At 68.8% G+C, this 21,695-nt stretch carries 24 protein-coding genes; 14 read left to right on the forward strand and 10 right to left on the reverse strand.

Annotation, left to right across the window (positions count from 1 at the left end):
* The first annotated feature begins 42 nt into the window (after positions 1–42).
* Positions 43–1,389 carry a cyclic 2,3-diphosphoglycerate synthase gene (locus MUB46_RS22140; RefSeq protein WP_261618152.1) on the forward strand — a complete coding sequence of 449 codons (1,347 nt, stop codon included), beginning with the start codon at positions 43–45 and terminating at the stop codon, positions 1,387–1,389.
* Here the strand turns inward: MUB46_RS22140 and arcC are convergent.
* On the reverse strand, positions 1,386–2,333 hold the full coding sequence (arcC, locus tag MUB46_RS22145; RefSeq protein ID WP_261618153.1) for a carbamate kinase: 948 nt from the start codon (positions 2,331–2,333) through the stop codon (positions 1,386–1,388). The two genes, MUB46_RS22140 and arcC, sit on opposite strands and share 4 nt — an antisense overlap.
* Positions 2,330–2,455, reverse strand: coding sequence for a hypothetical protein (locus MUB46_RS22150; protein ID WP_261618154.1), 126 nt, complete (start codon positions 2,453–2,455; stop codon positions 2,330–2,332). Before MUB46_RS22150 ends, arcC begins: the two co-directional genes overlap by 4 nt.
* Positions 2,456–2,671: 216 nt before the next feature.
* Between MUB46_RS22150 and MUB46_RS22155 the strand changes: the two genes are divergently transcribed.
* Positions 2,672–3,613: a metallophosphoesterase gene (locus tag MUB46_RS22155; RefSeq protein WP_261618155.1), complete on the forward strand. Its 942-nt coding sequence runs from the start codon at positions 2,672–2,674 to the stop codon at positions 3,611–3,613.
* 3 nt (positions 3,614–3,616) lie between these two features.
* Here the strand turns inward: MUB46_RS22155 and MUB46_RS22160 are convergent, their stop codons facing one another.
* On the reverse strand, positions 3,617–4,108 hold the full coding sequence (locus MUB46_RS22160; RefSeq protein WP_261618156.1) for a CDP-archaeol synthase: 492 nt from the start codon (positions 4,106–4,108) through the stop codon (positions 3,617–3,619).
* 121 nt (positions 4,109–4,229) lie between these two features.
* On the opposite strand from MUB46_RS22160, the gene MUB46_RS22165 reads away from it, so the two are divergent.
* Entirely contained in the window at positions 4,230–4,694 is a 465-nt protein-coding gene (locus MUB46_RS22165; protein ID WP_261618157.1) for a YbhB/YbcL family Raf kinase inhibitor-like protein, read from the forward strand.
* Positions 4,695–4,715: 21 nt separating this feature from the next.
* On the forward strand, positions 4,716–5,687 hold the full coding sequence (locus MUB46_RS22170; protein WP_261618158.1) for a ribose-phosphate diphosphokinase: 972 nt from the start codon (positions 4,716–4,718) through the stop codon (positions 5,685–5,687).
* A gap of 43 nt (positions 5,688–5,730) precedes the next feature.
* Here MUB46_RS22170 and MUB46_RS22175 read toward each other — a convergent pair whose 3' ends face one another.
* Positions 5,731–6,792 (reverse strand): hypothetical protein, encoded by a 1,062-nt coding sequence (locus MUB46_RS22175; protein WP_261618159.1) that lies wholly within the window; start codon positions 6,790–6,792, stop codon positions 5,731–5,733.
* A gap of 84 nt (positions 6,793–6,876) precedes the next feature.
* On the opposite strand from MUB46_RS22175, the gene MUB46_RS22180 reads away from it, so the two are divergent.
* Entirely contained in the window at positions 6,877–7,539 is a 663-nt protein-coding gene (locus MUB46_RS22180) for a dienelactone hydrolase family protein (protein WP_261618160.1), read from the forward strand.
* Entirely contained in the window at positions 7,539–8,198 is a 660-nt protein-coding gene (locus MUB46_RS22185; RefSeq protein ID WP_315902774.1) for a phosphoribosyltransferase, read from the forward strand. The genes MUB46_RS22180 and MUB46_RS22185 overlap by 1 nt, the downstream gene beginning before the upstream one ends.
* A gap of 111 nt (positions 8,199–8,309) precedes the next feature.
* On the opposite strand, the gene MUB46_RS22190 is transcribed toward MUB46_RS22185, so the two are convergent.
* A complete protein-coding gene (locus MUB46_RS22190; protein WP_261618162.1) occupies positions 8,310–9,338 on the reverse strand; it encodes a TauD/TfdA family dioxygenase in 1,029 nt (342 codons plus the stop codon).
* A 149-nt stretch (positions 9,339–9,487) separates the two neighbouring features.
* Here MUB46_RS22190 and MUB46_RS22195 point away from each other — a divergent pair, with 149 nt between their 5' ends.
* The gene (locus tag MUB46_RS22195; protein ID WP_261618163.1) at positions 9,488–10,315 is read left to right on the forward strand and encodes an IclR family transcriptional regulator; all 828 of its coding nucleotides are present in this window, start codon (positions 9,488–9,490) and stop codon (positions 10,313–10,315) included.
* Here the strand turns inward: MUB46_RS22195 and MUB46_RS22200 are convergent.
* Genes MUB46_RS22200 through MUB46_RS22215 form a run of 4 tightly spaced genes read right to left on the reverse strand, consistent with a single transcriptional unit; the run spans position 10,312 to position 13,555 of the window.
* On the reverse strand, positions 10,312–11,547 hold the full coding sequence (locus MUB46_RS22200) for an alpha-hydroxy acid oxidase (protein ID WP_261618164.1): 1,236 nt from the start codon (positions 11,545–11,547) through the stop codon (positions 10,312–10,314). The two genes, MUB46_RS22195 and MUB46_RS22200, sit on opposite strands and share 4 nt — an antisense overlap.
* A gap of 27 nt (positions 11,548–11,574) precedes the next feature.
* Complete coding sequence (locus MUB46_RS22205) at positions 11,575–12,342, reverse strand: HpcH/HpaI aldolase family protein (RefSeq protein WP_261618165.1); 768 nt, start codon at positions 12,340–12,342, stop codon at positions 11,575–11,577.
* Positions 12,343–12,375: 33 nt separating this feature from the next.
* Positions 12,376–12,756 (reverse strand): hypothetical protein, encoded by a 381-nt coding sequence (locus MUB46_RS22210; RefSeq protein WP_261618166.1) that lies wholly within the window; start codon positions 12,754–12,756, stop codon positions 12,376–12,378.
* 49 nt (positions 12,757–12,805) lie between these two features.
* Positions 12,806–13,555 (reverse strand): SDR family oxidoreductase, encoded by a 750-nt coding sequence (locus tag MUB46_RS22215; RefSeq protein WP_261618167.1) that lies wholly within the window; start codon positions 13,553–13,555, stop codon positions 12,806–12,808.
* Positions 13,556–13,651: 96 nt separating this feature from the next.
* Here MUB46_RS22215 and MUB46_RS22220 point away from each other — a divergent pair, with 96 nt between their 5' ends.
* The 7 genes from MUB46_RS22220 (at position 13,652) to MUB46_RS22250 (ending at position 20,465) form a co-directional block, all read left to right on the forward strand.
* On the forward strand, positions 13,652–15,112 hold the full coding sequence (locus MUB46_RS22220; protein ID WP_261618168.1) for an FAD-binding oxidoreductase: 1,461 nt from the start codon (positions 13,652–13,654) through the stop codon (positions 15,110–15,112).
* A 92-nt stretch (positions 15,113–15,204) separates the two neighbouring features.
* Complete coding sequence (locus tag MUB46_RS22225) at positions 15,205–16,326, forward strand: ABC transporter substrate-binding protein (protein ID WP_261618169.1); 1,122 nt, start codon at positions 15,205–15,207, stop codon at positions 16,324–16,326.
* A gap of 14 nt (positions 16,327–16,340) precedes the next feature.
* On the forward strand, positions 16,341–17,213 hold the full coding sequence (locus MUB46_RS22230; protein ID WP_261618170.1) for a branched-chain amino acid ABC transporter permease: 873 nt from the start codon (positions 16,341–16,343) through the stop codon (positions 17,211–17,213).
* Positions 17,213–18,202: a branched-chain amino acid ABC transporter permease gene (locus MUB46_RS22235; RefSeq protein ID WP_261618171.1), complete on the forward strand. Its 990-nt coding sequence runs from the start codon at positions 17,213–17,215 to the stop codon at positions 18,200–18,202. Before MUB46_RS22230 ends, MUB46_RS22235 begins: the two co-directional genes overlap by 1 nt.
* Complete coding sequence (locus MUB46_RS22240) at positions 18,199–18,966, forward strand: ABC transporter ATP-binding protein (RefSeq protein WP_261618172.1); 768 nt, start codon at positions 18,199–18,201, stop codon at positions 18,964–18,966. Before MUB46_RS22235 ends, MUB46_RS22240 begins: the two co-directional genes overlap by 4 nt.
* Positions 18,959–19,672, forward strand: a complete 714-nt coding sequence (locus MUB46_RS22245; RefSeq protein ID WP_261618173.1) for an ABC transporter ATP-binding protein — start codon at positions 18,959–18,961, stop codon at positions 19,670–19,672. The genes MUB46_RS22240 and MUB46_RS22245 overlap by 8 nt, the downstream gene beginning before the upstream one ends.
* 37 nt (positions 19,673–19,709) lie before the next feature.
* Positions 19,710–20,465 carry a FadR/GntR family transcriptional regulator gene (locus tag MUB46_RS22250; RefSeq protein WP_261618174.1) on the forward strand — a complete coding sequence of 252 codons (756 nt, stop codon included), beginning with the start codon at positions 19,710–19,712 and terminating at the stop codon, positions 20,463–20,465.
* An 87-nt stretch (positions 20,466–20,552) separates the two neighbouring features.
* Here the strand turns inward: MUB46_RS22250 and MUB46_RS22255 are convergent, their stop codons facing one another.
* Positions 20,553–21,686 (reverse strand): lipoate--protein ligase family protein, encoded by a 1,134-nt coding sequence (locus MUB46_RS22255; RefSeq protein ID WP_261618175.1) that lies wholly within the window; start codon positions 21,684–21,686, stop codon positions 20,553–20,555.
* Positions 21,687–21,695 lie beyond the last annotated feature (9 nt).

Genomic DNA, 21,695 nt, shown 5'->3' on the forward strand with positions numbered 1-21,695 from the left:
CTGGTCCGTCGGTTTTCATCGTTGCGAACAGGGAGGCGGGCAATGCGCGACGAGGGTGCGCCGCGGCGCGTCGTGATCATGGGCGCGGCCGGGCGCGACTTTCACAATTTCAACACCGTCTATCGCGGCGACCGCAGTGTCCGTGTCGTCGCCTTCACCGCCGCCCAGATCCCCGATATCGCCGGGCGCCGATACCCGGCCGCGCTCGCCGGGGCGCTCTATCCCGAAGGCATCCCGATCATCGACGAGGCCGGCCTGGCCGCGCTTTGCCGGGAAGAGGCCATCGATACCGTCGTCTTCGCCTATAGCGACGTGACGCACGCCCATGTGATGCATCAGGCGTCGATCGCGCTTGCCGCCGGCGCCGATTTCACACTGCTCGGGCCGAAGCACACGATGCTCAACGCCCAGGTGTCGGTGATCGCCGTCTGCGCCGTCAGAACCGGCTGCGGCAAGTCGCAGGTAACCCGCTGGCTTTCGCGGCTACTCAAGGAGAAGGGGCTGCGGGTGGCCGTGGTGCGGCATCCTATGCCGTATGGCGATATCCAGCGGCAGGCGGTGCAGCGCTTCGAAACGCGCGGCGATCTCGACGCGGCCGACTGCACTGTGGAAGAGCGCGAGGAATACGAGCCCCATCTGGCGCTCGGCACCGTCGTCTATGCCGGCGTCGACTACCGCGCGATCCTGAAACGGGCGGAAGCCGACGCCGACATCATCCTGTGGGACGGCGGCAACAACGATTTTCCCTTCTACGTGCCCGATTTGATGATCACCCTGGTCGATCCGATGCGGGCGGGCCACGAAACGGCCTATCACCCCGGCGAAACCGTGCTGCGCATGGCCGATATCGTGCTCGTCGCCAAGGCCGACGCGGTCGACGCGGGCGCGATAGCCGAGGTCAGCGGGACGGCGCGGCGGCTCAATCCGGACGCCCGGATCGTGCGCGGGGCCTCGCCGGTGACGCTCGACGATCCGGCGCGCGTCAAGGGCCGGCGCGTGCTGGTGATAGAGGACGGGCCGACGATCACTCATGGCGGCATGGCCTACGGCGCGGGCTATGTCGCGGCAATGCGTGCCGGCGCTGAGATCGTCGATCCGCGCGCGGCGGCGGCGGCGGCGCCGGAAATCGCAGCGATTTATGCGAAGTATCCGCATATCGGGGCGGTTCTGCCGGCCGTCGGCTACAGCGACGACCAGCTCGACGCGCTACGCAGAACCATCAACGCCGCGAAGGTCGATGTCGTGATCTCGGCCACGCCCTGCGATCTTGCCGGTCTGATCGATGTGAGCGTGCCGATCGTGCGGGTGCGCTACGATTATGCGGAAATGGACGAACCGGGGCTCGGCGACCTTGTCGAGGCGTTCCTCGAACGGCGCGAGCGCGGTTAATCCCAGAACTCCGTTGCGGTCGCGCGCGCGGTGATCGCGGTGCCGGCCGCGCCGGCAAGTATCGCCGCGGCATCCTTCAGCGCGCCGATGCCGGCGGTGCCGCCGGTCGCCTCGACAAAGCGGCAGGCGGCCTCGACCTTCGGGCCCATGGAGCCCTCGGCGAAGCGGTGCCGGCGGATCGCGTCCGGCGAAATCCGCTTTATTCTCCGTGCCTTGGGCGTGTCACAGTCGAGATAGACACCGTCGACATCGGTAAGCAGCAGCAACGCCCCGGCCCGCACTTGCGTGGCCAGCAGGGCGCTTGCCTTGTCCTTGTCGATCACCGCTTCGACGCCGACGAGACCGCCGTCGTCGCGGCGCACGACCGGGATGCCGCCGCCGCCGGCGCAGATGACGATGACGCCGTTTTCGACGAGCAGCTCGATGACGCCGATCTCGAAAATGCGCCTGGGCTCCGGCGAGGCAACCACTCGGCGATAGCCGACTCCGTCGCGGCAAAAGGTCCAGCCGCGGTCGTCTTGGAGTCGCCGCGAGTCGGCTTGCGAATAGACCGGGCCGATCGGCTTGGTCGGCGCGGCGAAGGCCGGGTCGTTCCGGTCCACCTCGATCTGGGTCAGTACCGTCGCGCAGCGACGGCCGGCCGGCAGCCGGTTCATCAGCTCCTGCTCGATCAGGTAGCCGATCTGGCCTTCGGTCTCGGCGTCGAGGACGTCGAGCGGATAGGCGTCCGTGGCGCGGTAGGCGGCCCCCTGAAGGGCGAGGAGGCCCACCTGCGGGCCGTTGCCGTGAGTGACGACGAGGCTGTGGGACGCCGCGATCGGGGCGAGCGCGCTGGCGGCGACCGCGACGTTGCGGCGCTGGTTGGCGGCGGTCAGCGGTTCGCCGCGCCTGAGCAAGGCGTTGCCGCCGAGCGCGGCGACGAGACGCGTCGATGGCGGCCTCATCCGCACGGCGGCGCGACCTCGCGGTCCGGAATGGCAGCGCCGGTGGCCATGATGTCGGCGATCGCGCGGCGGGATATGTCGCCGCGCCATTTTCGACCCTCTTCATGGCTGGGCGTGGGCATTGCCGGTCTCCTTCGCGGCCAAGGGGGCAGGCGTGATACTAGCGCACTAAACCGGTCCGGCCGCGGTCCTGTCGAGGCTCCGCGCCGATGCCGCGCCGATGCCGGAGCGGTGCGACAAGCATTTTTTCCGATAATCGCCTATATGAGGAGGCGCCGGCTTCGGCCACGGCATCGCAACGCCACCGGAACGCCACGCCGCATATCGGACCGAGAACGTTGAACGACCCCGATCTATCCCGCCTGGAGACGCGGCTCGGCCGGCTGCACGCGCGCCAGCGCCTGGGCGTGGAGACGGATCACGAGGCCCAGATCTTCGGATACGGCCGCAATTTCTTCCATCTGGAAAACTCGCGGCTGTTCGCGCTCGCCGTCGAATATGGCCTGAAGGCCACCGGTCTGTACTGGCGGGGAAAGCGCAACGCGACCCGCGTCGTCCTGCGCGAGAACATCGTCAGATCCGCCGTGCTGCCGCCCGCCTTCGACGGCTACACGGTGTTGCAGCTGAGCGACCTGCACGGCGACGCCAGCCTGCGGGCGATGGCGCGGGTGCGCGAGATGATCGGCGGCCTCACCTACGATCTCTGCGTCCTGACCGGCGATTATCGCGGGCCGACGCACGGCCCGCACGGCCCCGCGGTCAAGATCGTCGCCGAACTGCTGCCGGCGATCACGACACCGGTGTTCGGCATCCTCGGCAACCACGACACGGTGCGCATGGTGCCGGATCTCGAGGATCTCGGCATCCGCATGCTGATGAACGAGGCGGCGGTGATTGAGCGCGACGGGGCGCGGATCCACGTCGTCGGTGTCGATGATCCGCATTTCTACCGCGCCGAGAACATCGAGAAGGCGGTCGCCACGGTGCCGGACGACGACTTCTCGATCCTGCTGGCGCACACGCCGGAAATCTACCGCCAGGCGGCGCATGCCGGATTCGACATGATGCTTTGCGGCCATACCCATGGCGGCCAGATCTGCCTGCCCGGCGGCATCCCGATCACCCTGGATTCGGAGCTGCCGCGCCGGCTCGGGGCGGGCGCCTGGGCGCATCACGGCATGGCCGGCTACACCTCGCGGGGCGCGGGCACGTCGATCGTGCCGGTGCGGTTCAACTGCGCGCCGGAAATCACCCTGCATCGCCTGGAGGTGGCGCGCTGAGCCTCAGTGCGGCTCGTCGCGGAAGCCCAGCCGGAAAAGCCATTTCGACAGGACCACCCCGCCCAGCCAGAACAACACGACCGTCAGCGCCACATCCGGCCATGTCAGGCCGAGCAGCGGCATGGCGGCGAGCGCGGGCAGCAGCGCCTCGGGTATCTGGTCGAGGCCGGTCGCGCGCGCGCTGGGGGGAAGGCCGAGCCGGCGCTTGATGAAACTCGACGCCAAGTCGCCCGCCATCGAGGCCGCCCCGATGGCCAGGCCCAGCGTCCACGGTTCGCCGAGCAGGACGGCGCCGAGCGCCGTCATAGCCAGCGCGACGACGAGACCGCGGATGGTCTTGGAGGCGCCGAAGAGCGGCTGTCCGTCGAAAAGGCGGATCCCGCCGTCGAGCGGCCGGGACAACCGGTCTCCCATGATCCGCTTGGCCGCAATCGGGCTGACGTTCGCCAGCGCCAGCAGCGCCAGGACCTCGAACACAGGGACGATTTGCAACATGGATGGAGAACGTCGTTGAATGGCGGTGTCAGAGGAATACCGTATCGCGCGGCCACGCGCGCGGTTTTCCGCATCCCGCGCCGTTATCGGGAGATCCGGCACCGCAACCGGGAGGACCACCATGGCCTTGACGCTCGCAACCACGGCCTTCGCGGAGGGCGGCGGTATTCCGCAGCAATACACATGCGAGGGAGACGACCGCTCGCCGCCGTTCGAATGGGCCGGCGTGCCGGAGGGAACGGAGAGCTTCCTGCTCGTCTGCGACGATCCGGATGCGCCCGGCGGCACCTTCCATCACTGGGCCGCCTACAACATTCCCGCCGACCGGCGGAGCCTGAGCGGCGGCTACGGTCCGGAGACGCCGGAGACCGACGTCGCGCAGGCGATCAATGATTTCCGTTCGCCGGGTTATCGCGGCCCGTGCCCGCCCAGGGGGCACAGGCCGCATGCCTACCATTTCCGGCTCAGCGCCCTGAACGGCCGCATCACCGCGGCGGGACCGGGTGCCGGCTGCGTCGAGATCCAGCGGATGGCCCGTCCCTTGGAGATCGAGGCCGTGGAACTGATCGGCTACTATGGCCGCTGATCACCAGTTGGGGACCGCCTCATGCGCCTGTTCGCGCTGAATGCCTCGCGCGCCTTCGGCGAAAGCGTCGCCGCCGCAATCGGCGTCGATCTCGACGCGCATGAGGAGCGCGCCTTCGAGGACGGCGAGCACAAGGCGCGTCCGCTCGTCAGCGTGCGCGGGGCCGATGCCTATGTGATCCAGAGCCTGCACGGCGGGCCGGACGAGAGCCCGAACGACAAGCTGGTGCGGCTGCTGTTCTTCCTGGCGGCGCTGCGCGAGAACGGCGCGGCGCGGGTCACCGCCGTCGTCCCCTATCTGGCCTATGCCCGCAAGGACCGGCAGACCAAGCCGCGCGATCCGGTGACGACGCGCTACGTGGCGCAGCTCTTCGAGGCCGTCGGCGTCGACCGGGTGATGACGCTGGAAGTGCACAATGTCGTCGCCTTCCAGAACGCCTTCCGCTGCCAGAGCGTGCATCTCGATCTCAGATCGGTCTTCCTCGATCGCGCCGCCGCGCTGGCCGGGGGCGATATCGTCGTTGCCTCGCCTGATCCCGGCGGGGTCAAGCGGGCGCAGCTTTTCCGCGAGGCGCTGGAGGCGCGCATCGGCCGGCCAGTGGGCCAGGCCTTCATGGAGAAGCGGCGCAGCGCCGGCGTCGTCAGCGGCGACCTGCTGGTCGGCGAGGTCGCCGGCGCGCGGGTGCTCGTCGTCGACGACATTATCGCCTCGGGCGGGACGATGACGCGCGCCGCTCAGGCCTGCCGCGCGCACGGCGCGGCCGATGTCCGGGCGCTTGCCGCGCACGGGCTGTTCACCGGCCATGCCGCCGAGACGCTTGCCGACCCGGTGCTGTCGGGCATCGTCGTCAGCGATACGGTGCCGCCGTTCCGCCTGGGTGGAGAGGCGCGCGACCGGGTCGAGATCGTGTCGGCGGCGCCGGCGGTGGCCAAGGCGATCAGCCGGCTTTCCGGCGGCGGCTCCATCAGCGGCCTGGCCGGGCCGATGGACTGAACCCGGCATATGGATTGAGCTGGGCCTACGGATTGAACCGGGCTTATGGATTGAACGGGGTCGGGACGATGTCCTCGCGCTCGGCCAGCGCGACATAGCGCCAGGCGAGGGGGCGCCATTTCTCCGGCGTGCGCGGGGTCGGTTCGGCCAGGTGGACCAGCGACAGGCGGGCGCGCAGCAGGGCGCGATAGATCCAGTAGAAGCGGATCAGTGGCGCCGGCGGGCGGTCGTCCAGGGCATCGGCGCAGCGCTCCAGCAGCAACGGGAAGATCCAGTCCGCCCCGTCGCGCGCGCATTCGAGGCCGAGGAACGCGATCTCCTCGAACGGATCGAGCAGGCGCAGGTCGCGGTTGAACTCGAGGCAATCGATGATCGCCACCGGCTCGTCCAGGCAGACGTGTTCGGGGCGCAGGTCGCCGTGGCCTTCGACGATGCGGCCCGCGCGGATGCGCGCCTCGATCAGGGGGCGGGCGGCCGCGAAGGCCGCGTCGAACCGGGCGAACGCCGCCTCGATGCGGGCGCCGTCGAAGCGATAGGCGGGGTCGCTCAGGACGGCTGCGGTCTCGGCCTGCTCGACCAGGTAGCGCTCGGTGTAGTCGTGCGGGTCGGGTGCCTCGGACGGCGCGTGGGCGAAGAAATCACTTAGCACGTCGGCCAGATGCGCGATCATCGGCCCGGTTGCCTCGCCGGTGCGGATCAATTGGTCGAGCATCTGCTGCTCGGGCAGGCGGCGCATGGCGACGAGCCAGTCGACTACGGCAACGCCCGGACCGAGCGCCAGCGCGCCGGCGGCATCGCGCGACAGCGGCGTGACGGCGAGATAGACGTCGGGCGCGAGCCGGCGGTTGAGACGCACCTCCTCGCGGACGAAATGCTCGCGGGCCGCGAGCGTGCCGAAGTCGAGGAAGGGATAGCGGACCGGCTTCTTCAGCTTGTAGACGAGCGGGCCGGCGAGGAAGACCCAGGACATGTGGGTCTCCACCGCGCGCACGGCGCGGGGGCGGTGCGGATAGCTGGCCGGGTCGCTCAGGTAGCGGACCTTGTCGGCAAGCGACGGCGGCCTGGTTGCGGCGCCGGCCGGGGGCGCATGATCGGAATCGGACATCGCTTCTTCGTTATCCTGCCGGCATCCGCCCGCGCCTTGATTGCCATCAAGGCGGATTCCGGGTTCCAATGGGAGCATTCAACCATGGAACGGTCGTCGATGGGCAATACCGCACGGGACGTCGTAATCGGGCCGAAGGCGCTGGAAGGCCGGCTGGAGCTGCCGGACGGGGCGGGCGGGCTCGTCGTGTTCGCCCATGGCAGCGGCAGTTCGCGGTTCAGCCCGCGCAACAATTTCGTCGCCGGCGAACTGCGCGCGCGCGGCCTCGGCACCCTGCTGTTCGATCTCCTGACGGAGACGGAGGCCGCCGACCGGCACAACGTCTTCGACATCCCCAGGCTGGCGGCGCGGCTCGTCGAGGCGATCGCGTGGACACACGGCGAGGCCGACACGGCGGCCCTGCCGCTCGGCCTGTTCGGCGCCAGCACCGGCGCGGCGGCGGCGCTGGTGGCGGCGGCCGGCATGCCGGAGGCGGTCAGGGCGGTGGTCTCGCGGGGCGGCCGGCCCGATCTTGCCGGCAACGCGCTCGCCCAGGTGCGGGCGGCGACGCTGCTGATCGTCGGCGGGGCCGATCACGGCGTGATCGCGCTGAACGAGGCCGCCTTCGCCGAGCTTGCCTGCGAGAAGCGCCTGGAGATCGTGCCCGGGGCGACGCATCTGTTCGAGGAACCGGGGACGCTGGACGCCGTCGTCGCGCTCGCCGGCGACTGGTTCGAGACCCATCTGACCGGCAGCGGGAGCGCGTGATGTTCGCCGATCGCACCGAGGCCGGGAAGAAGCTCGCCGCGGAACTGACGCGGATCGTGGCCGAGGATCCCGCGCTCACCGATCCGGTGGTGCTGGCGCTGCCGCGCGGCGGGCTGCCGGTGGCGATCGAGATCGCGCGGGCGCTTAAGGCGCCGCTCGACCTGGTGCTGGTGCGCAAGATCGGCGTGCCGTTCCAGCCCGAGCTCGCCGCCGGCGCGGTGGTCGACGGCGACGATCCGCAGCTCGTGGTCAACACGGACGTGGTACGGCTCGCCGGCCTCAGCCAGGCCGATCTCGACGCCGGGGAGGCCCGCGAGCTCAAGGAGATCGAGCGTCGCCGCGACCAATACCTGAAGGGGCGCGCGCGGGCGCCGGTGGTGAACCGCACCGTAATCGTCGTCGACGACGGCATCGCGACGGGGGCGACGACGCGGGCGGCGCTGAAGGCGCTGAGGCGGCGCAAGCCGAAGGCGCTGATCCTCGCCGTTCCGGTGGCGCCGGAGGATACGGTCGCGGCGATGCGCGGCGAGGTCGACCGGGTCGTCTGCCTGGAGATGCCGGCCGCGTTCTACGCGATCGGCGCCCACTACATCGACTTCCGCCAGGTCTCCGACCAGGAGGTGGTCGCCCTGCTCGACGAGGCGGCCCGGGACGGGTGACCGGTACGGGCCCCGGGGAGCCAGGCGTCGGGGGTTAGGCGTCGGGGGTTAGGCGGGGGCGTGACCGGCCTCGCCGGCCGGTCACGCGGATATCGTCAGGGTGCCGGTGGCCTAGGCGGCCTTCGGAATGCCGCCGCCGGCGCGGTCGGCCTGATCGAAGATGTGCAGCCGCCTGGTCGGGGCCGACCAGTGCGGGCACATGAGCCACAGCCGAAAGAGATGGCGCTTGCGCGACTGTTCCGGCCAGTCCTGGTAGTCGGTGCGGCCGTGCACGGTGGTGCGGTCGTTCAGGAACTGCATGTCGCCGGGGCGGAACTCCATGTCCAGGAAGACGCCGTCGCGATTGGCCACCGTCTCGAAGAAGCTCAGCGCCTCCTCGGCGCGCGGATCGAGCGTGCCGCCGTCATGCTGGGCGCCGCTACGGATGAGCTCGGGGATGTAGGAGCAGTGGATCTGCCCGTCGTCGTCCTCGGCAAAGACGGGGATATTGACAGGGGTGAGGGCCGGGGAGGCGCCCCGGTCGGCGGTCGGGCGATAGAACTGGAAGCCCTCGATCAGCGGATCGAGAAGGTCGGGCCGCTCGGCGACGAAGGTGTTCCAGATGGTGGCCGCCGAGGCGATGCGGCTCAGCCCGCCTTCCTTGGCGTTGCGGTGGCAGAACAGCCCGACGATGTCGGAGGGGTCGCGGTGCATGCTGATCGTGCCGCCGCGGCGATAGGGGCGTTCGTTGCCGGCCTCCGAGCGGTCGATGACGTCGCCGAGATAGTCGCCGCGATGGCTCTGCGACACCGAGGTGCCGAAATAGGATCCGACGCCCACGAAGATCAGGCGCATGACGTCTTCGGAATAGCGGTCGACGTCGATGCCGGTCATCAGCGCGAAGCCGCAGCCCGAGCGCAGGACCTCGTCCATTGTCCTTAGTTCGGCGCCGAGCGTGGGCAGCGGGAAGTCTTCGGGGGTTACCTCGGAGAGCGCCAATCCGCGGCCTTCCAGATGCTTGGCGGCCGCCTCGATCTCGGCGAGATGCTGCGGCGTGAACCGGAACTCCCATTCGGATCTGGCGCCGTAGTCGGACCCCTTCCATGCCATCGGTCCGGTGATGGCGGTGCGGCCGGCCAGATATCCGTTCGCGCGTGTCATGTCTTTCTCCCTTGCCAAGGACGTTGATTAGTTGTTCGTGATATCAGAACAGTGTTCATAATAGACGACCAATTTCGCTTGGCAAGGCAGATTCTCGGGCCTAGAATCGCTTTAAAAGCGCGGGTCGTTGTCATCTTGCCGGAGCATGCATGTCGGAATTGGGCCGAAACGAAGACGCCAGTCTGGCCGTCAGGGAGGACGCGGGGGGGCACGGCGCCAAACCGGGCAGGCTCAGCACCGTGGCCAAGGCGCTCGACCTGCTCGAGCTGATGGCGGCGCAACCGCGGGAGTGGGGCGTCACCGAGCTGGCGCGCGAACTGGGCCTGAGCAAGAGCGTCGTCCACGGCCTTCTCGCCACCCTGCGCGACAAGGATTTCGTCGTCGGCGACGAACGAAGCCGCCGCTACCGGCTCGGTTTCAAGGCGATGACGCTGGGCGCCGATTTCGACCTGGACCAGGAGTTGCGCACGGTCGCCATGCCGGTGCTGAAGGAACTGACGGAGCAGACCGGCGAGGCGAGCTACCTGATGGTCCGGCGTGGCATCAAGGCACTTACGATCGCGCGGGCGCTTCCTGCGACGCCGATCCACCTCGCGATCGAGGAGGGCGTCAGGGTGCCCTTGCATGCCGGCGCATCCGCGCGGGTGATCCTGGCGTTCTCCAGACCCGATGTCATCGAGTCCGTGATCGCGGATGTCGGCCTTCCCAGGCTGGCGGAGCAGACGATCACCGCGCGGGACGACCTGCTGGCGAGCCTGGCGGACATCCGGGCCAAGGGATGCGCCTACAGCGCGTCGGAGATGCTGGACGGCGTCTACGCCCTGGCCGCGCCCGTGTTCGGGCCGAACGGCATGGTCGGCAGCCTGGGCATGGTCGGCATCGAGGCCGCCGTAGGCGCGCGGCACGAGACCTTCACGACCCTGGTGATCGATCACGCCAGGCGGCTGGAAGCCGCGCTCGGCGGGTCGGCGGGCTAGCGTGGCCGATCCCGGATCGACTGGGCCCCGCAGGGCGTTTCCACGGACCGCAGAGGACCGAGGTCCGCGACATCGCGCAGGCAGTCGGGGCTCAGGTCCGCGACGGACCGTCGGCCGAGCAGCGCCATGACGCGCAAGAATTGCTCGGCCAGAAGCGCGAGGGCCCGCGCCACGCCCGCCTCGCCTCCGGCGGCCAGGCCGTAGAGCGGGGCGCGGCCCGACAGCACGGCGTCGGCGCCGAGCGCGACGGCCTTGGCGATATCGCTGCCCCGGCGGATGCCACCGTCGATCATCAGCACCGTGCCGGCCCCCAGTGCCTGGCGCGTCTCCGCCAGGATCTGCAGGGGCGCGACCGCGCCGTCGAGCTGCCGCCCGCCGTGGTTGGACAGCACGATGCCGTCGGCGCCGGCGTCCCGCGCCCGGACGGCATCCGAAGGCGAAAGCAGTCCCTTGACGACGAGCGGTCCGCGCCATCTGGTGCGAAGCCAGTCCAGGTGGCGCCACGAAAGCGACGGGTCGATCTGCGTGCGCGACCAGTGCGCGGCGCCGGACAGATCGCGCCGGTCGGGGGGCAGGATCTCGTCGAGATTGCCGAAGCCGGGAATGCCGGGCAGCAGCACATCCCTCACCCAGCCGGGATGGCGCAGTGCCTCGAAGCGGCGCGACAGGCGGGGGCGGCTCGGCGTGGCGTAGTTCCGCTTGTCCCATTCGCGGTTGCCGAAGACATTGCTGTCCACGGTCAGGATCAGGGCCTCGCATCCGGCCCGCTCGGCGCGCTCGAGTAGTGCCTCCATGAAGGCCTGATCGCGGAAGATATAGAGTTGCATCCAGTGGCGCAGTCCGGGTACGGCGGCGACGGTTTCGATCCGCGCGTTCGACACCGTGCTCTGGGCGAGGGGAATGTCCGCCGCCGCCGCAGCGCGCGCCAGCGCCAGATCTCCGTCGCGGCGCATGAGGCCGTTAAACCCGGTGGGGGCGACGGCGAAGGGGAAGGCCATGGGCCGGCCGAACAGGCTGGTCGTGGCATCCACCGTGGCAACGTCGTTCAGCGCGGCGGGCAGAAAGGCGACGTCGTCGAAGACGGCGCGGTTTCGCCGCAGCGTCACCTCATCCTCGGCGCCGCCGTCGAGATATTCGAAGACCACCTCGGGCAGGCGGCGGCGCGCCATATGCCGGAGTTCGTCGATCGACAGCGCCCGATCGACGCGGCGCGAGGCAAAGGTCCGGGCCATCGGAAGCTCCGTGTCGGGTGGCGTTTGTCACTGTTTCGGCTGGAAGGCGGCCTGCGCCGCAGCCTGCAGGAACATCGCGTCGCCGCCCTGGATGTAGAGGGCGAGCCGCGGATCGGGGGCGGGCCGCGGGGCGGTGGCGGTGAATAGGCCCACCTGGATCCCCGCGGCCCGGGTCCGGACGACGATCTCGTCGATGGCCGCTGCAAGGGCCTCCGGACCCGGCCGGCCGGCGGCGGCGAGACTGATGCCGAGATCGCCGGGCCCGATGAAGATCAGATCCATTCCCGGCACCGCGAGGATGGCGTCCAGCTCGGCGATGGCCTCGACCGTCTCGATCTGAATCGACACCAGGGTTTCGCGGCGGGCCCGCTCGACATAGCGGGCCGCAGCGTAGCCGTAGCGCGTCGCGCGGCCCGGCCCGGCGCCGCGCTGGCCCTCCGGGGGAAAGCGGGCGGCGCGGACGACCGCCCGCGCCTGATCCGCCGAAGCGATGCGGGGCGCGAGAATGCCGCACGCCCCGGCGTCAAGGGCCTCGGCGATGAGCCAGGGCATGGCTTCGGGTACCCGGACCAGCGCCGGCACCCCGCCCAGATCGGCGGCGCGCAGCATGTCGGCCAGCAGGGGGCCGCGCAAGGCGGCATGCTCGCCTTCGAGGCACAGGAAATCCGGGCCGGCAGTGCAGAGGATCTCGACCGACACGGGGCTCGGGATCGAGACGAAGGGGCCACGCAGGGCCGGTCCGGTGCCGAGCCGCGCCCGCAGGGCCGCGGGCGCGGAAGTTGGCTGTTGCGCCATTCTGGTCTCCGTAGGAAGGGGCGGGGGTGAGGATCAGTGCTTGCCTTCCAGAAGGAAGAAAGCGCGTCCCAGCCGTCCCTCGATGCGGATGTAGCGGTCGAGCCGCACGCCGTTCGAGGTGCGCCGCACGCATTGGATCATAGCGGCCAGGGACTCCAGCGAGGGCACCTCGAAGATCAGGTACCAGGTGAAGTCGGGCGCGCCCGGTTGGCCGACCATGAACAGGTCGTCGTCCAGCGTCGCCAGACATTTGGCGCCAAGCTGATCCCATTCCTCGATCATTTCCTTGAAGCGCGGCAGCACCTTCTCGCGGCGCTCCTCATCGGAGGCGGCGAACCAGCCTTCGGTGGCGGCGCCGAGCAGGATGACGCGATAGGGCTTAGGGACTTCGGGCACGGCGAATTCAACGGCCATGGGATACCTTTCTGTTTCGGTGGAGTGTCGGTTCGTCGCTTCGCGCCGATCAGCGCATGTTGATGCCGCCGTTCACGTCGATGGTGGCGCCGGTGACGAAGGCTGCCTCGTCGGACGCCAGCCAGACCGCGGCGGCCCCCACCTCGCGGTCGTCGCCGAGACGGCCGACCGGGATTGTCTTTGCCATGGCGGCGACCTTGTCGGCCGGCATGACGCGGGTGATCGGTCCCTCGATGGCGGCGGGGGCGATGGTGTTCACCGTGACGTTGCTGGCGGCCAGCTCCGCCGCGAAGCACTTGCTGAGCACCACGATCCCGGCCTTCGAGGCGGAGTAATGGCCGCCGGCCACCACGCCGCCGCGCTGGCCGGCCAGCGAGCTGATGTTGATGATCCGTCCCCGGCCCGCTTCGCGCATGATCCGTCCGGCGGCGCGGCAGCCGAAGAAGGTGCCGCGCAGATTGACGGCCATCACGTCATCCCATTCCGCGGCGGGAATGTCCCAGAGTGGCTTCGAGATGGTCAGCGCGGCGTTGTTGACCAGGATGTCGAGGCTGCCCCGGTCGCGCATCAGGCCCGCCGTCAGCTCCTGCCAGAGTGCTTCGTCGCGCACGTCCTGCACCGCGCCCCGGCTGCGGCCGGCGCCCGCATCGAGCTGGGTCGCGACATCCCTCACCGCCCGGTTCACATCGGTAAGCAGGACCGAGGCTCCCTGCTCGTGAAAGGCACGGGCGATCGCCAGCCCCAGTCCCTGAGCGGCGCCCGTGACAAGGGCGACCCGGCCGGCAAGTTTATCGGTCATGGGTATTTCTCCGATTAATTTTGGTATTGTTTTCATACCAAAAATGGTGCTGAACTATTCCAGCACGCGATTGGACGAATCGACAAGGCCTTTTTCATGGAAGACGAAATCCGCACCGTTTTGAGCGAAGAGCTCGGGGATCTGGCGACCTTCGGCGCCGAGATTCCGGAACGGTATCGGCGCGACTGGCTCTCCGAGCAGGCCGTGACGCCGATCGCGGTCATCCGTCCCCGCACGACCGAGGACGTGTCCCGTGCCTTGCGGCTGTGCAGCCGGCTGGGGATAAGCGTGGTTCCGCAGGGCGGCATGACCGGGCTTGTCGGCGGCGCGCAGCCGGTGGCGGGGGGCGTGGCGCTGTCGCTCGACCGCATGACCGCCATCGAGGAGATTGACGAGGTCATGGCGACGGTCACGGTGGAGGCCGGCGCCACCCTGGGCGACGTGCAGCGGGCCTGCGAGCAGGCCGGTCTCTTCCTGGCCGTGGATCTGGGCGCGCGCGATTCTTGTCAGGTCGGCGGCGTCATCTCGACCAATGCCGGGGGCAACCGCGTGATCCGCTACGGCATGACGCGCGAGAACGTTTTGGGGATCGAGGCGGTGCTGTCCGACGGAACCATCGTCACGTCGCTGAACAAGCTTCTGAAGAACAACGCGGGCTACGATCTGAAACAGCTGCTGATCGGCTCCGAGGGAACGCTCGGCGTCGTGACCCGGGCGGTGCTTCGGCTGCACGCGCAGCCGCAGAGCTTCTGCTCGGCCTTCTGCGGCTGTGCCGATTTCGCCGGCGTGATCGGGCTTCTGAAGGCGGCCCGGTCGACGCTCGGGGCGGCGCTGACCTCCTTCGAGGTGATGTGGCCCAGCTTCTACGATTTCATGTGCGACGGCCTGCCGGAGTTGCGGCGTTCGCTTGCCGGGCGCCACGGGGTCTATGTGCTGATCGAGGCCAGCGGGCCGGCGGGGCAGGCCCGCCAGTCGCTGGAGGACCTGCTGGCGGCGGAGATCGACGCCGGCCATATCGCCGATGCGGTTCTGCCCAAGTCAGAACGCGAGACGACCGAGCTCTGGGCCGTGCGCGAGAGCGTCTCGGAATACGGCCGCCTGATGGGGCCGCTGACCGGCTTCGACATCGGCATCCCGACCGGCGAAGCCGGCGCCTTCGTGGCCGAGATCGAAGCCGCGCTCGCCCGCCACTGGCCGGACGTCCATGCGCTGAGCTACGGCCATATCGGCGACAGCAACCTGCACCTGGTGGTGAACGTGCCGTCGGCCGGGGCGCATCAGCCGCATGATGCGCTGTGCGACCTGGTGTTCGAGGCCGTCAGCCGGTATGGCGGAACCATCTCGGCCGAGCACGGCATCGGCACGATCAAACGGGACTATCTGCATCTCACCCGCAGCCCTTCGGAACTCGAGGTGATGGCGCGGCTGAAGCGCGCGCTCGACCCGAGGGGCATCCTCAACCCGGGCAAGGTCCTTGCCCCGCCCCATTCGGCGACGTCCCAGGCTGTATCCCCAACGGTATCCCCGTCGGCGACGCCTCCGTCCGGGCCGGCCTGACCACCTGCGGCCGGACGGGCACGGACGCCTGTCACGGTGCGCCACTAACAATGCCGGGAAGGCATGGACTTGCAGCAACAAGGGAGATTTCGATGAACGCGATCAAGACAGTCATCTCTGCTCTGGCTCTGGGAGCCGGCATGCTACCGGCGCTGGCCCAGGCCGAGGACATCAACCTCGGCATGGTCATCGCCACGACGGGCCCCTTCGCCGGGGGCGAGGCGTCGCTGATCCACGGCACGCGCATGGCGATCGAGGAGATCAACGCGGCCGGCGGGATCAACGGCGACAACCTCGTCCTGGTGATCGAGGACACCGGCAGCGAGCAGACCGGCGCGATCAACGCCTTCAACCGGATCGTCTCGATCGAGCCGGTGGCGATCATGAACACGACGATCAGCGGCTTCGTCATGTCGCAGATGGGCATGATCGAGGACGAGGGCATCCCGACATTCACCGGTGGTGCCTCGCCGCAGCTGGCGGCGGACGCCAAGGGCACCGAGGCGCTGTTCCGCGTCCGCACCAGCGACATCCTGGTGGCCAAGGCCGCCGCCCGCTTCGCTACCGAGAACCTGGGCCTGGAGAAGATCGCGGTCCTGCGGCTGAACAACGAGTACGGCAACGGCTGGATCCGCATGATCGAGGAGCAGCTCGCCGAGGACGGCAAGACGCCGGTCGCGGTGGAGAGCTTCGAGAGCGTCGACCGCGACGTGACGGCGCAGATTCTGCGGATCAAGAACGCCGGGACCGAGGCGATCATCGTGGCCGGCGATCCGCCGAACCATCTGGTCATCGTGCAGCAGATTCGCCAGCTCGGGTTCGAGGGCGCCGTGATCGTGTCGAACTCGGGCGTGCTGCCCTCGACCCTCTCGGCCTACGCCCCCGGCGCGGCGGAGGGAATCTACGGCACCGTGGATTCGCTGCCGGTGGCCGATCCCGCCCACGCCGAATGGGTCGAGCGCTATCGCAGCGCCTACGACATGGATCCGGATTTCGCCGCGGCGGAATATTACGACGGCGTGAAGATGCTGGCCGAGGCGATCGCCAAGGTCGGCACGGACCGAGCCGCGCTGGTCGCGGAGCTGCGCGGCATCGACGGCCATAAGGGGGTCGGCACCACCTACAGCTACGCCAATGGCGGCGACGGCGGCACCAGCGTGGCGATCGTGCAGGTCGAGAACGGCGGGCTGAAACTCGTCACCAGCGTCGACTGAGCGGCGGCGCGGACATGGATACCTTTATCCAGGTGCTGCTGGCCGGGACGACCATCGGCTGCATCTACGCCCTTGTCGCGCTCGGCTTCACCCTGACCATCGCGGCAGCGGGCGTCGTCAACTTCGCCTATGCCGAATGGGTGACCTATGGCGGCTTCTTCGGCGTGATGCTGGTCGGCCTGGGCTGGCCGCTGTGGCTGGCTCTGATCGGCGCGGTGGTCTTCTCGGTCGGCGTCGGCTACGTCTTCCAGCGGGTGGTCTTCCGCCCGCTGGAGGGAAAGCACTTCCTGACCACCGTCACGGCGACCATCGGCGTCTCGGTCAGCATGGCGGCGCTGGCCGTCCTGATCTGGGGGCCGTACCCGCTGACGTTGCCCACCTTCTTCGGCAGCGGCATCATCTCCCTGGGCGGGGTATCCCTGTTTCCGCACAATCTGCTCATCATCGCCATCACCGCCGTGCTGATCGGCGTCCTGCACCTGGGCCTGACGCGGACGACGATCGGCTACCGCCTGCAGGCCACGGCCCAGGATCCCGACGCCGCGCGGCTGATGGGTATCCGGGTCCGCCGGATGCGCACCCTGGCCTATCTGTTCTCGGCCGGCCTGGCCGGCCTGGCCGGCTTCCTGGTGGCGCCGCTCTTCATCGTCACCACGACGATGGGCTTCTCGCTGATGCTGAAGGGGCTGGCCGCGACCATCGTCGGCGGATGGGGCTCGCTCAAGGGCGCCGTGTTCGGCGGCCTGATCATCGGTATCATTGAGGCCCTGGGGGCCGCCTACATCTCGTCCGAGTACAAGGACGTGATAGCCTTCCTGATCGTCATCGTCGTGCTGCTGGCCATGCCGCGCGGCCTCTTTCCCGAGCGCATCGCGGAGAAACTGTGATGACCGGGAGGACGTCCGACACCGCAAACAACCGGATCCGTCTCGCCGGGCTGGCCCTGGCGCTGGCCACCGCCGCGCTGCTGCCCTTCGTGCTGGGCTCGAACTACCATCTCGGCGTCGCGCATCAGGTGCTGATCTTCATCATCCTGGCCTCGGGCTACGACCTGCTGCTGGGGTTCACCGGCCTTCTGTCCTTCGGGCATATCGGGCTGTTCGCCATCGGCGCCTATACCAGCGCGATCCTCGTGACCTCGACCGGTGCGCCCTTCATGGTCGGACTGATCGGGGCGGCGGTGCTGACCGGCGTGGTCGGGGTAGTGATCTCGATCCCGGCATTGCGCATCAAGGGCCACTCGCTGACCCTGCTGACGCTGGCGCTCGGCGAGGTCATCCGCGTCGTCATCCGGTCGATGGAATGGCTCACCAACGGCTCGCACGGCATCGCGGGGATTCCGCGGCCCGAGATCCTGGGCTTCTCGTTCCGCCAGCCGCTGCCGCTCTACTATCTGCTGCTGGTCATCGCCCTCCTGACCATCGCGTTCGCGTGGAAACTGAAGCGGTCGCGGTACGGCCGGGCCTTCAACGCGATCCGCGATTCCGAGATCGCGGCGGATGTCTGCGGCGTGAATATCTCGCGGATGAAGATGCTGGCCTTCGGCCTCAGCGCAGTCATCGCGGGGATCGCGGGCAGCCTCTACGCCCATACCGTGCGCTTCATCAGCCCCGAATTCTTCAGCCTCGGCCTGACCGTGATCCTGCTGGCCATGGTGCTGATCGGCGGGCGCGGCACCATCATCGGCCCGATCCTCGGCGCGATCCTGTTCATCTCGCTGCCCGAGGCCCTGCGCTTCGTGAAGGAGTACTACCTCGTCGCCTTCGGGATCACGATCTGGCTCTCGGTCCTGCTCCTGCCGGAGGGGCTGGCGGGGCTGCCGCGCCGGCTCAGGCGCTGGATGCCGCGACGCAACGCGAAGGAGGCCGGCCTATGACCATGGTGCTCGACGTCTCCGGCGTGACCAAGCGGTTCGGCGGGTTGACCGCGCTCAGCGATGTCAGCTTCAGCCTGGACCGGGGCAAGATCCTCGGTCTGGTCGGCCCGAACGGATCGGGCAAGTCGACCATGCTGAACGTGCTGTCCGGCGTCTACGCGCCGGAACTGGGCAGCGTCACGCTCAACGGTGCCGCCATCACCGGCATGGCCCCGAACCAGATCACGCGGGCCGGCCTGGCGCGGACCTTCCAGAACCTGCAGCTCTTCGGCGGGCTCACCATCGGGCAGAACGTCATGGTGGGGCGCAATTGCCGGATGAGCAGCTCGCTGCTCGGGACGATCTTCGGCTTCTCCTCCGCCCGGCGGGAAGAGGACGAGGCGCGCGAGACGGCCCGGACGTATCTGGATTTCGTCGGTCTCGCGGACCGCTTCGACGACGAGACATCGTCGCTTTCCTATGGCGAGCGGCGCCTGCTGGAGGTCGCTCGGGCCCTGGCGGCCTCGCCCGAGGTGCTGATGCTGGACGAGCCCTGTGCGGGACTGTCGCAAGGGGAGGCCGACGACCTGGCCGATTCCATCCGTCAGGTGGCCGCGCAGGGGATCTCGGTCATCGTGATCGAACACAACATGCGCTTCATCATGCAGCTGGTGGACCGGATCGTGGCGCTGAATTTCGGGCAGAAGATCGCCGAAGGCACGCCGCAGGAAATCCGTGCCAACGAAGACGTGATCGCCGCCTATCTGGGACGTCGCCATGCTTGAGATCCAGAACCTGACCTCCGGCTACGCCGGCATGCCGGTGCTGAAGAACCTGTCCCTCACCGTCGAGACCGGCAGTATCGTCGTCGTGCTCGGGGCGAACGGCGCGGGCAAGACCACGCTCATGAACACGATATCGGGCCTCGTGCGGCCGATGTCCGGGCACCTGCTGATGGAGGGCCGCCCGCTCGCCGGCCTGGCGGCCGAGGACGTGGTCGCGGCGGGGATCAGCCATGTCCCGCAGGGCCGGCGCGTCTTTCCCGGGCTGACGGTGGGCGAGAACCTGATCGTCGCCGTCACCGCGGCGACCAAGCGCGCGCCGGGCGGCTTCGACCAGGCGCTGGAGGAGGTCTACGAGCTCTTCCCGCGCCTGAAGGAGCGCCGGAACCAGTTGGGCTGGTCGCTCTCGGGCGGCGAGCAGCAGATGCTGGCCGTGGGACGGGCGATCGTGGCGCGGCCGAAGCTGATCCTGCTCGACGAGCCCTCGCTCGGCCTGGCGCCGCTGATCTTCCAGTCGATGTTCGACGCGATCGCCGAGCTGAACCGGCGGGACGGAACGACCTTTCTCGTGGTGGAGCAGAACGCCGAACAGGCGTTGCGCATCGGCCACCGCGCCTATGTAATGGAACTGGGTGAATTGGTCGCCGAAGGTTCGACGGCGGAGATCGCGCGAGATCCCGCGATCGAGAAGGCCTATCTCGGTGCGTAGGTATGACAAGGGTCTGGGCAGGCTTGCGGACAGCCGCATGAACGATCGGTACTTTCGACCCGTCAAGGTGTTGCTGCCCAGCGAGGAGGTGGCGCGCCTGATTTCCGATGCGATCCGCTCGGGGGACTTCCCCGTTGGCTCCCGGCTGCCCTCGGAACGGCGGCTGGCGGAGAAGATGGAGGTCAGCCGTCCGACGGTCCGCGAGGCTGTCCGTATTCTCGTCGAGCAGGGGGTGCTTGCCGTGAAGCCCGGTTCGGGCGGTGGCATTTTCGTGGCCAGCGAGGATGTGCCCTTCGACATCATCGTCGACATGCCGCAGATGCGCCCTGGCGAGATCGACGATGCCTTGGAGATGCGACGGCTGATCCTGCCGTGGGTCGTTCAGATTGCCTCCCGCTATGCCGGCGATGATGATTTCGAGCGGATGCGCTCCGCCATCGTCTTCGGGCGTGCCAGCCTGCCGCCCGAGGGCGAAAAGATCTCCGCTCAGGCGGTCAACCTGGTGATCATCGCGACGATGCGCTTCGACCTGGCCATGGCCGAGGCGACCCGCAACGTTCTGGTGCGGCAGCTGATGGACCAGCTGCTGCATTGGGTCGAGCCGCTGCGCCACCGCACACTGCATACGCGGGAGGACCTCGAGCTGTCGCTGGACCTGACGAACGAAATGCTGGAGGCGATCGAACTGGCCGACGCGGAGCGCATCGACCGGATCACCGAACGCAGGCTGAGCATTCTGGAAACGGCGCTGGAACAGCACACAGGCCGCCGAATGCGGCGCCATCGCCGCTGACCGGCCGCTAGCTCCGACGAGCGGCAGGGATCCCGTTGTCGGGATCACCTGCGGCCTCCGGTCCGGACGTCCTCTTTCCGGGCGCCGTCAGCCGGTAATGGCGTCGGCGCCCTTGGGTGATGTCTCCGAGGGTGGTTCTTCTGCCGGGGCGGTGGCGTTGGCGATCGCGGTGGCGAAGTCGGCGGGCGCGGCGGTCAGGAGGCCGACCTGCGCTTCGGCGAAGAAGGTGTCGATCACCTCGGTGACGTCGGCCAGCAGCGCGCCGCGCAGCGCGGCCTCCAGGTTCATCACCGTCTTCGGCGGGGTGACGAAGAAATCCCCGGTGATCACGATCTCGCGGATGCGGTCCTGGTTCGGGCCTTCCAGGCGCAGATGCGCGGTGATGGTGCCGCCGCGGCCGGTGTGGCTGCCGACCAGCACGTCGGCGCGGCCGGCCGGGTCGTCGATCTCGTAGACGAACGCGTCGGTGCCGATGTCCTCGTCGAACAGGCGGCGGCTGGTCTGTTCCTCCTCCGCGGTGATGTCGCCGGGCTGCGGCGTGATGCCGAGCCGCTCGGCGAAGCCCTCCAGCAGCGCCTGCTTCACCTCGGCGATCGCCGGCGGCGTGCCGCCGAACAGCTCCCTCAGGGTGACAACGCGCTGCACGCCGCTGGTCTCGCCGCGCTTGGCCAGCTTGGCGGCCGGGATGTTGAGGAGCGCGGCCATCCGGCTCGCGTCCATGTCGACCAGGGTCGTGCCCTGGTAGAAGATGGTCGAGCCGTCGAAGAAGCCGCCGGTGCCGGAGATCTTGCGGCCGTCGACCTCGATGTCGTTGCGCGGGCGGTAGCGGGCGTCGATGCCGAGCTTCGACAGGCCCGCGGCGGCGGCCTCGCAGATTTCCCGGGCGAGATCGCCGAGATTGTCGATCGCCAGCGTGCTCCTGCGGAAGACGAGCTCCCAGCCGAACTGGCCCTCGTCGAGATAGAGCGCGCCGCCGCCGGTGATGCGCCGGCCGATACCGACGCCGGCCGCGCGGCAGGCGTCCAGGTTCAGCTCCTGCGAAATCGCCTGGTGCCGTCCCACGAGCACCGACGGCGGGAACTGCAGGAAGCGCACGGTGTCGGGGATGGTACCCGCCTTGTGGCTTTCGATCAGCGCTTGATCGAAGGCGATCTGCTCCCGGCACGGGCGGATGCCCGTGTCGATGACGCGAAACGGCTTTTGTGCGGCTGCCGTGTTCATGGTCGACCT

Origin of the sequence: Microbaculum marinisediminis (assembly GCF_025397915.1) — a bacterium.
GTDB classification, from domain to species: domain Bacteria; phylum Pseudomonadota; class Alphaproteobacteria; order Rhizobiales; family Tepidamorphaceae; genus Microbaculum; species Microbaculum marinisediminis.

Bases quoted from the DNA above. Each gene is read 5' to 3' on its own strand.
- MUB46_RS22255 (WP_261618175.1), bottom strand. From the start codon at position 21,686: ATGAACACGGCAGCCGCACAAAAGCCGTTTCGCGTCATCGACACGGGC.
- MUB46_RS22170 (WP_261618158.1), top strand. From the start codon at position 4,716: ATGCGCCTGTTCGCGCTGAATGCCTCGCGCGCCTTCGGCGAAAGCGTC.
- MUB46_RS22230 (WP_261618170.1), top strand. From the start codon at position 16,341: ATGGATACCTTTATCCAGGTGCTGCTGGCCGGGACGACCATCGGCTGC.
- MUB46_RS22175 (WP_261618159.1), bottom strand. From the start codon at position 6,792: ATGTCCGATTCCGATCATGCGCCCCCGGCCGGCGCCGCAACCAGGCCG.
- MUB46_RS22140 (WP_261618152.1), top strand. From the start codon at position 43: ATGCGCGACGAGGGTGCGCCGCGGCGCGTCGTGATCATGGGCGCGGCC.
- MUB46_RS22160 (WP_261618156.1), bottom strand. From the start codon at position 4,108: ATGTTGCAAATCGTCCCTGTGTTCGAGGTCCTGGCGCTGCTGGCGCTG.
- MUB46_RS22245 (WP_261618173.1), top strand. From the start codon at position 18,959: ATGCTTGAGATCCAGAACCTGACCTCCGGCTACGCCGGCATGCCGGTG.
- MUB46_RS22195 (WP_261618163.1), top strand. From the start codon at position 9,488: ATGTCGGAATTGGGCCGAAACGAAGACGCCAGTCTGGCCGTCAGGGAG.
- MUB46_RS22200 (WP_261618164.1), bottom strand. From the start codon at position 11,547: ATGGCCCGGACCTTTGCCTCGCGCCGCGTCGATCGGGCGCTGTCGATC.
- MUB46_RS22185 (WP_315902774.1), top strand. From the start codon at position 7,539: ATGTTCGCCGATCGCACCGAGGCCGGGAAGAAGCTCGCCGCGGAACTG.
- MUB46_RS22220 (WP_261618168.1), top strand. From the start codon at position 13,652: ATGGAAGACGAAATCCGCACCGTTTTGAGCGAAGAGCTCGGGGATCTG.
- MUB46_RS22225 (WP_261618169.1), top strand. From the start codon at position 15,205: ATGAACGCGATCAAGACAGTCATCTCTGCTCTGGCTCTGGGAGCCGGC.
- MUB46_RS22190 (WP_261618162.1), bottom strand. From the start codon at position 9,338: ATGACACGCGCGAACGGATATCTGGCCGGCCGCACCGCCATCACCGGA.
- MUB46_RS22250 (WP_261618174.1), top strand. From the start codon at position 19,710: ATGAACGATCGGTACTTTCGACCCGTCAAGGTGTTGCTGCCCAGCGAG.
- MUB46_RS22205 (WP_261618165.1), bottom strand. From the start codon at position 12,342: ATGGCGCAACAGCCAACTTCCGCGCCCGCGGCCCTGCGGGCGCGGCTC.
- MUB46_RS22215 (WP_261618167.1), bottom strand. From the start codon at position 13,555: ATGACCGATAAACTTGCCGGCCGGGTCGCCCTTGTCACGGGCGCCGCT.
- MUB46_RS22180 (WP_261618160.1), top strand. From the start codon at position 6,877: ATGGAACGGTCGTCGATGGGCAATACCGCACGGGACGTCGTAATCGGG.
- MUB46_RS22235 (WP_261618171.1), top strand. From the start codon at position 17,213: ATGACCGGGAGGACGTCCGACACCGCAAACAACCGGATCCGTCTCGCC.
- MUB46_RS22210 (WP_261618166.1), bottom strand. From the start codon at position 12,756: ATGGCCGTTGAATTCGCCGTGCCCGAAGTCCCTAAGCCCTATCGCGTC.
- arcC (WP_261618153.1), bottom strand. From the start codon at position 2,333: ATGAGGCCGCCATCGACGCGTCTCGTCGCCGCGCTCGGCGGCAACGCC.
- MUB46_RS22240 (WP_261618172.1), top strand. From the start codon at position 18,199: ATGACCATGGTGCTCGACGTCTCCGGCGTGACCAAGCGGTTCGGCGGG.
- MUB46_RS22150 (WP_261618154.1), bottom strand. From the start codon at position 2,455: ATGCCCACGCCCAGCCATGAAGAGGGTCGAAAATGGCGCGGCGACATA.
- MUB46_RS22165 (WP_261618157.1), top strand. From the start codon at position 4,230: ATGGCCTTGACGCTCGCAACCACGGCCTTCGCGGAGGGCGGCGGTATT.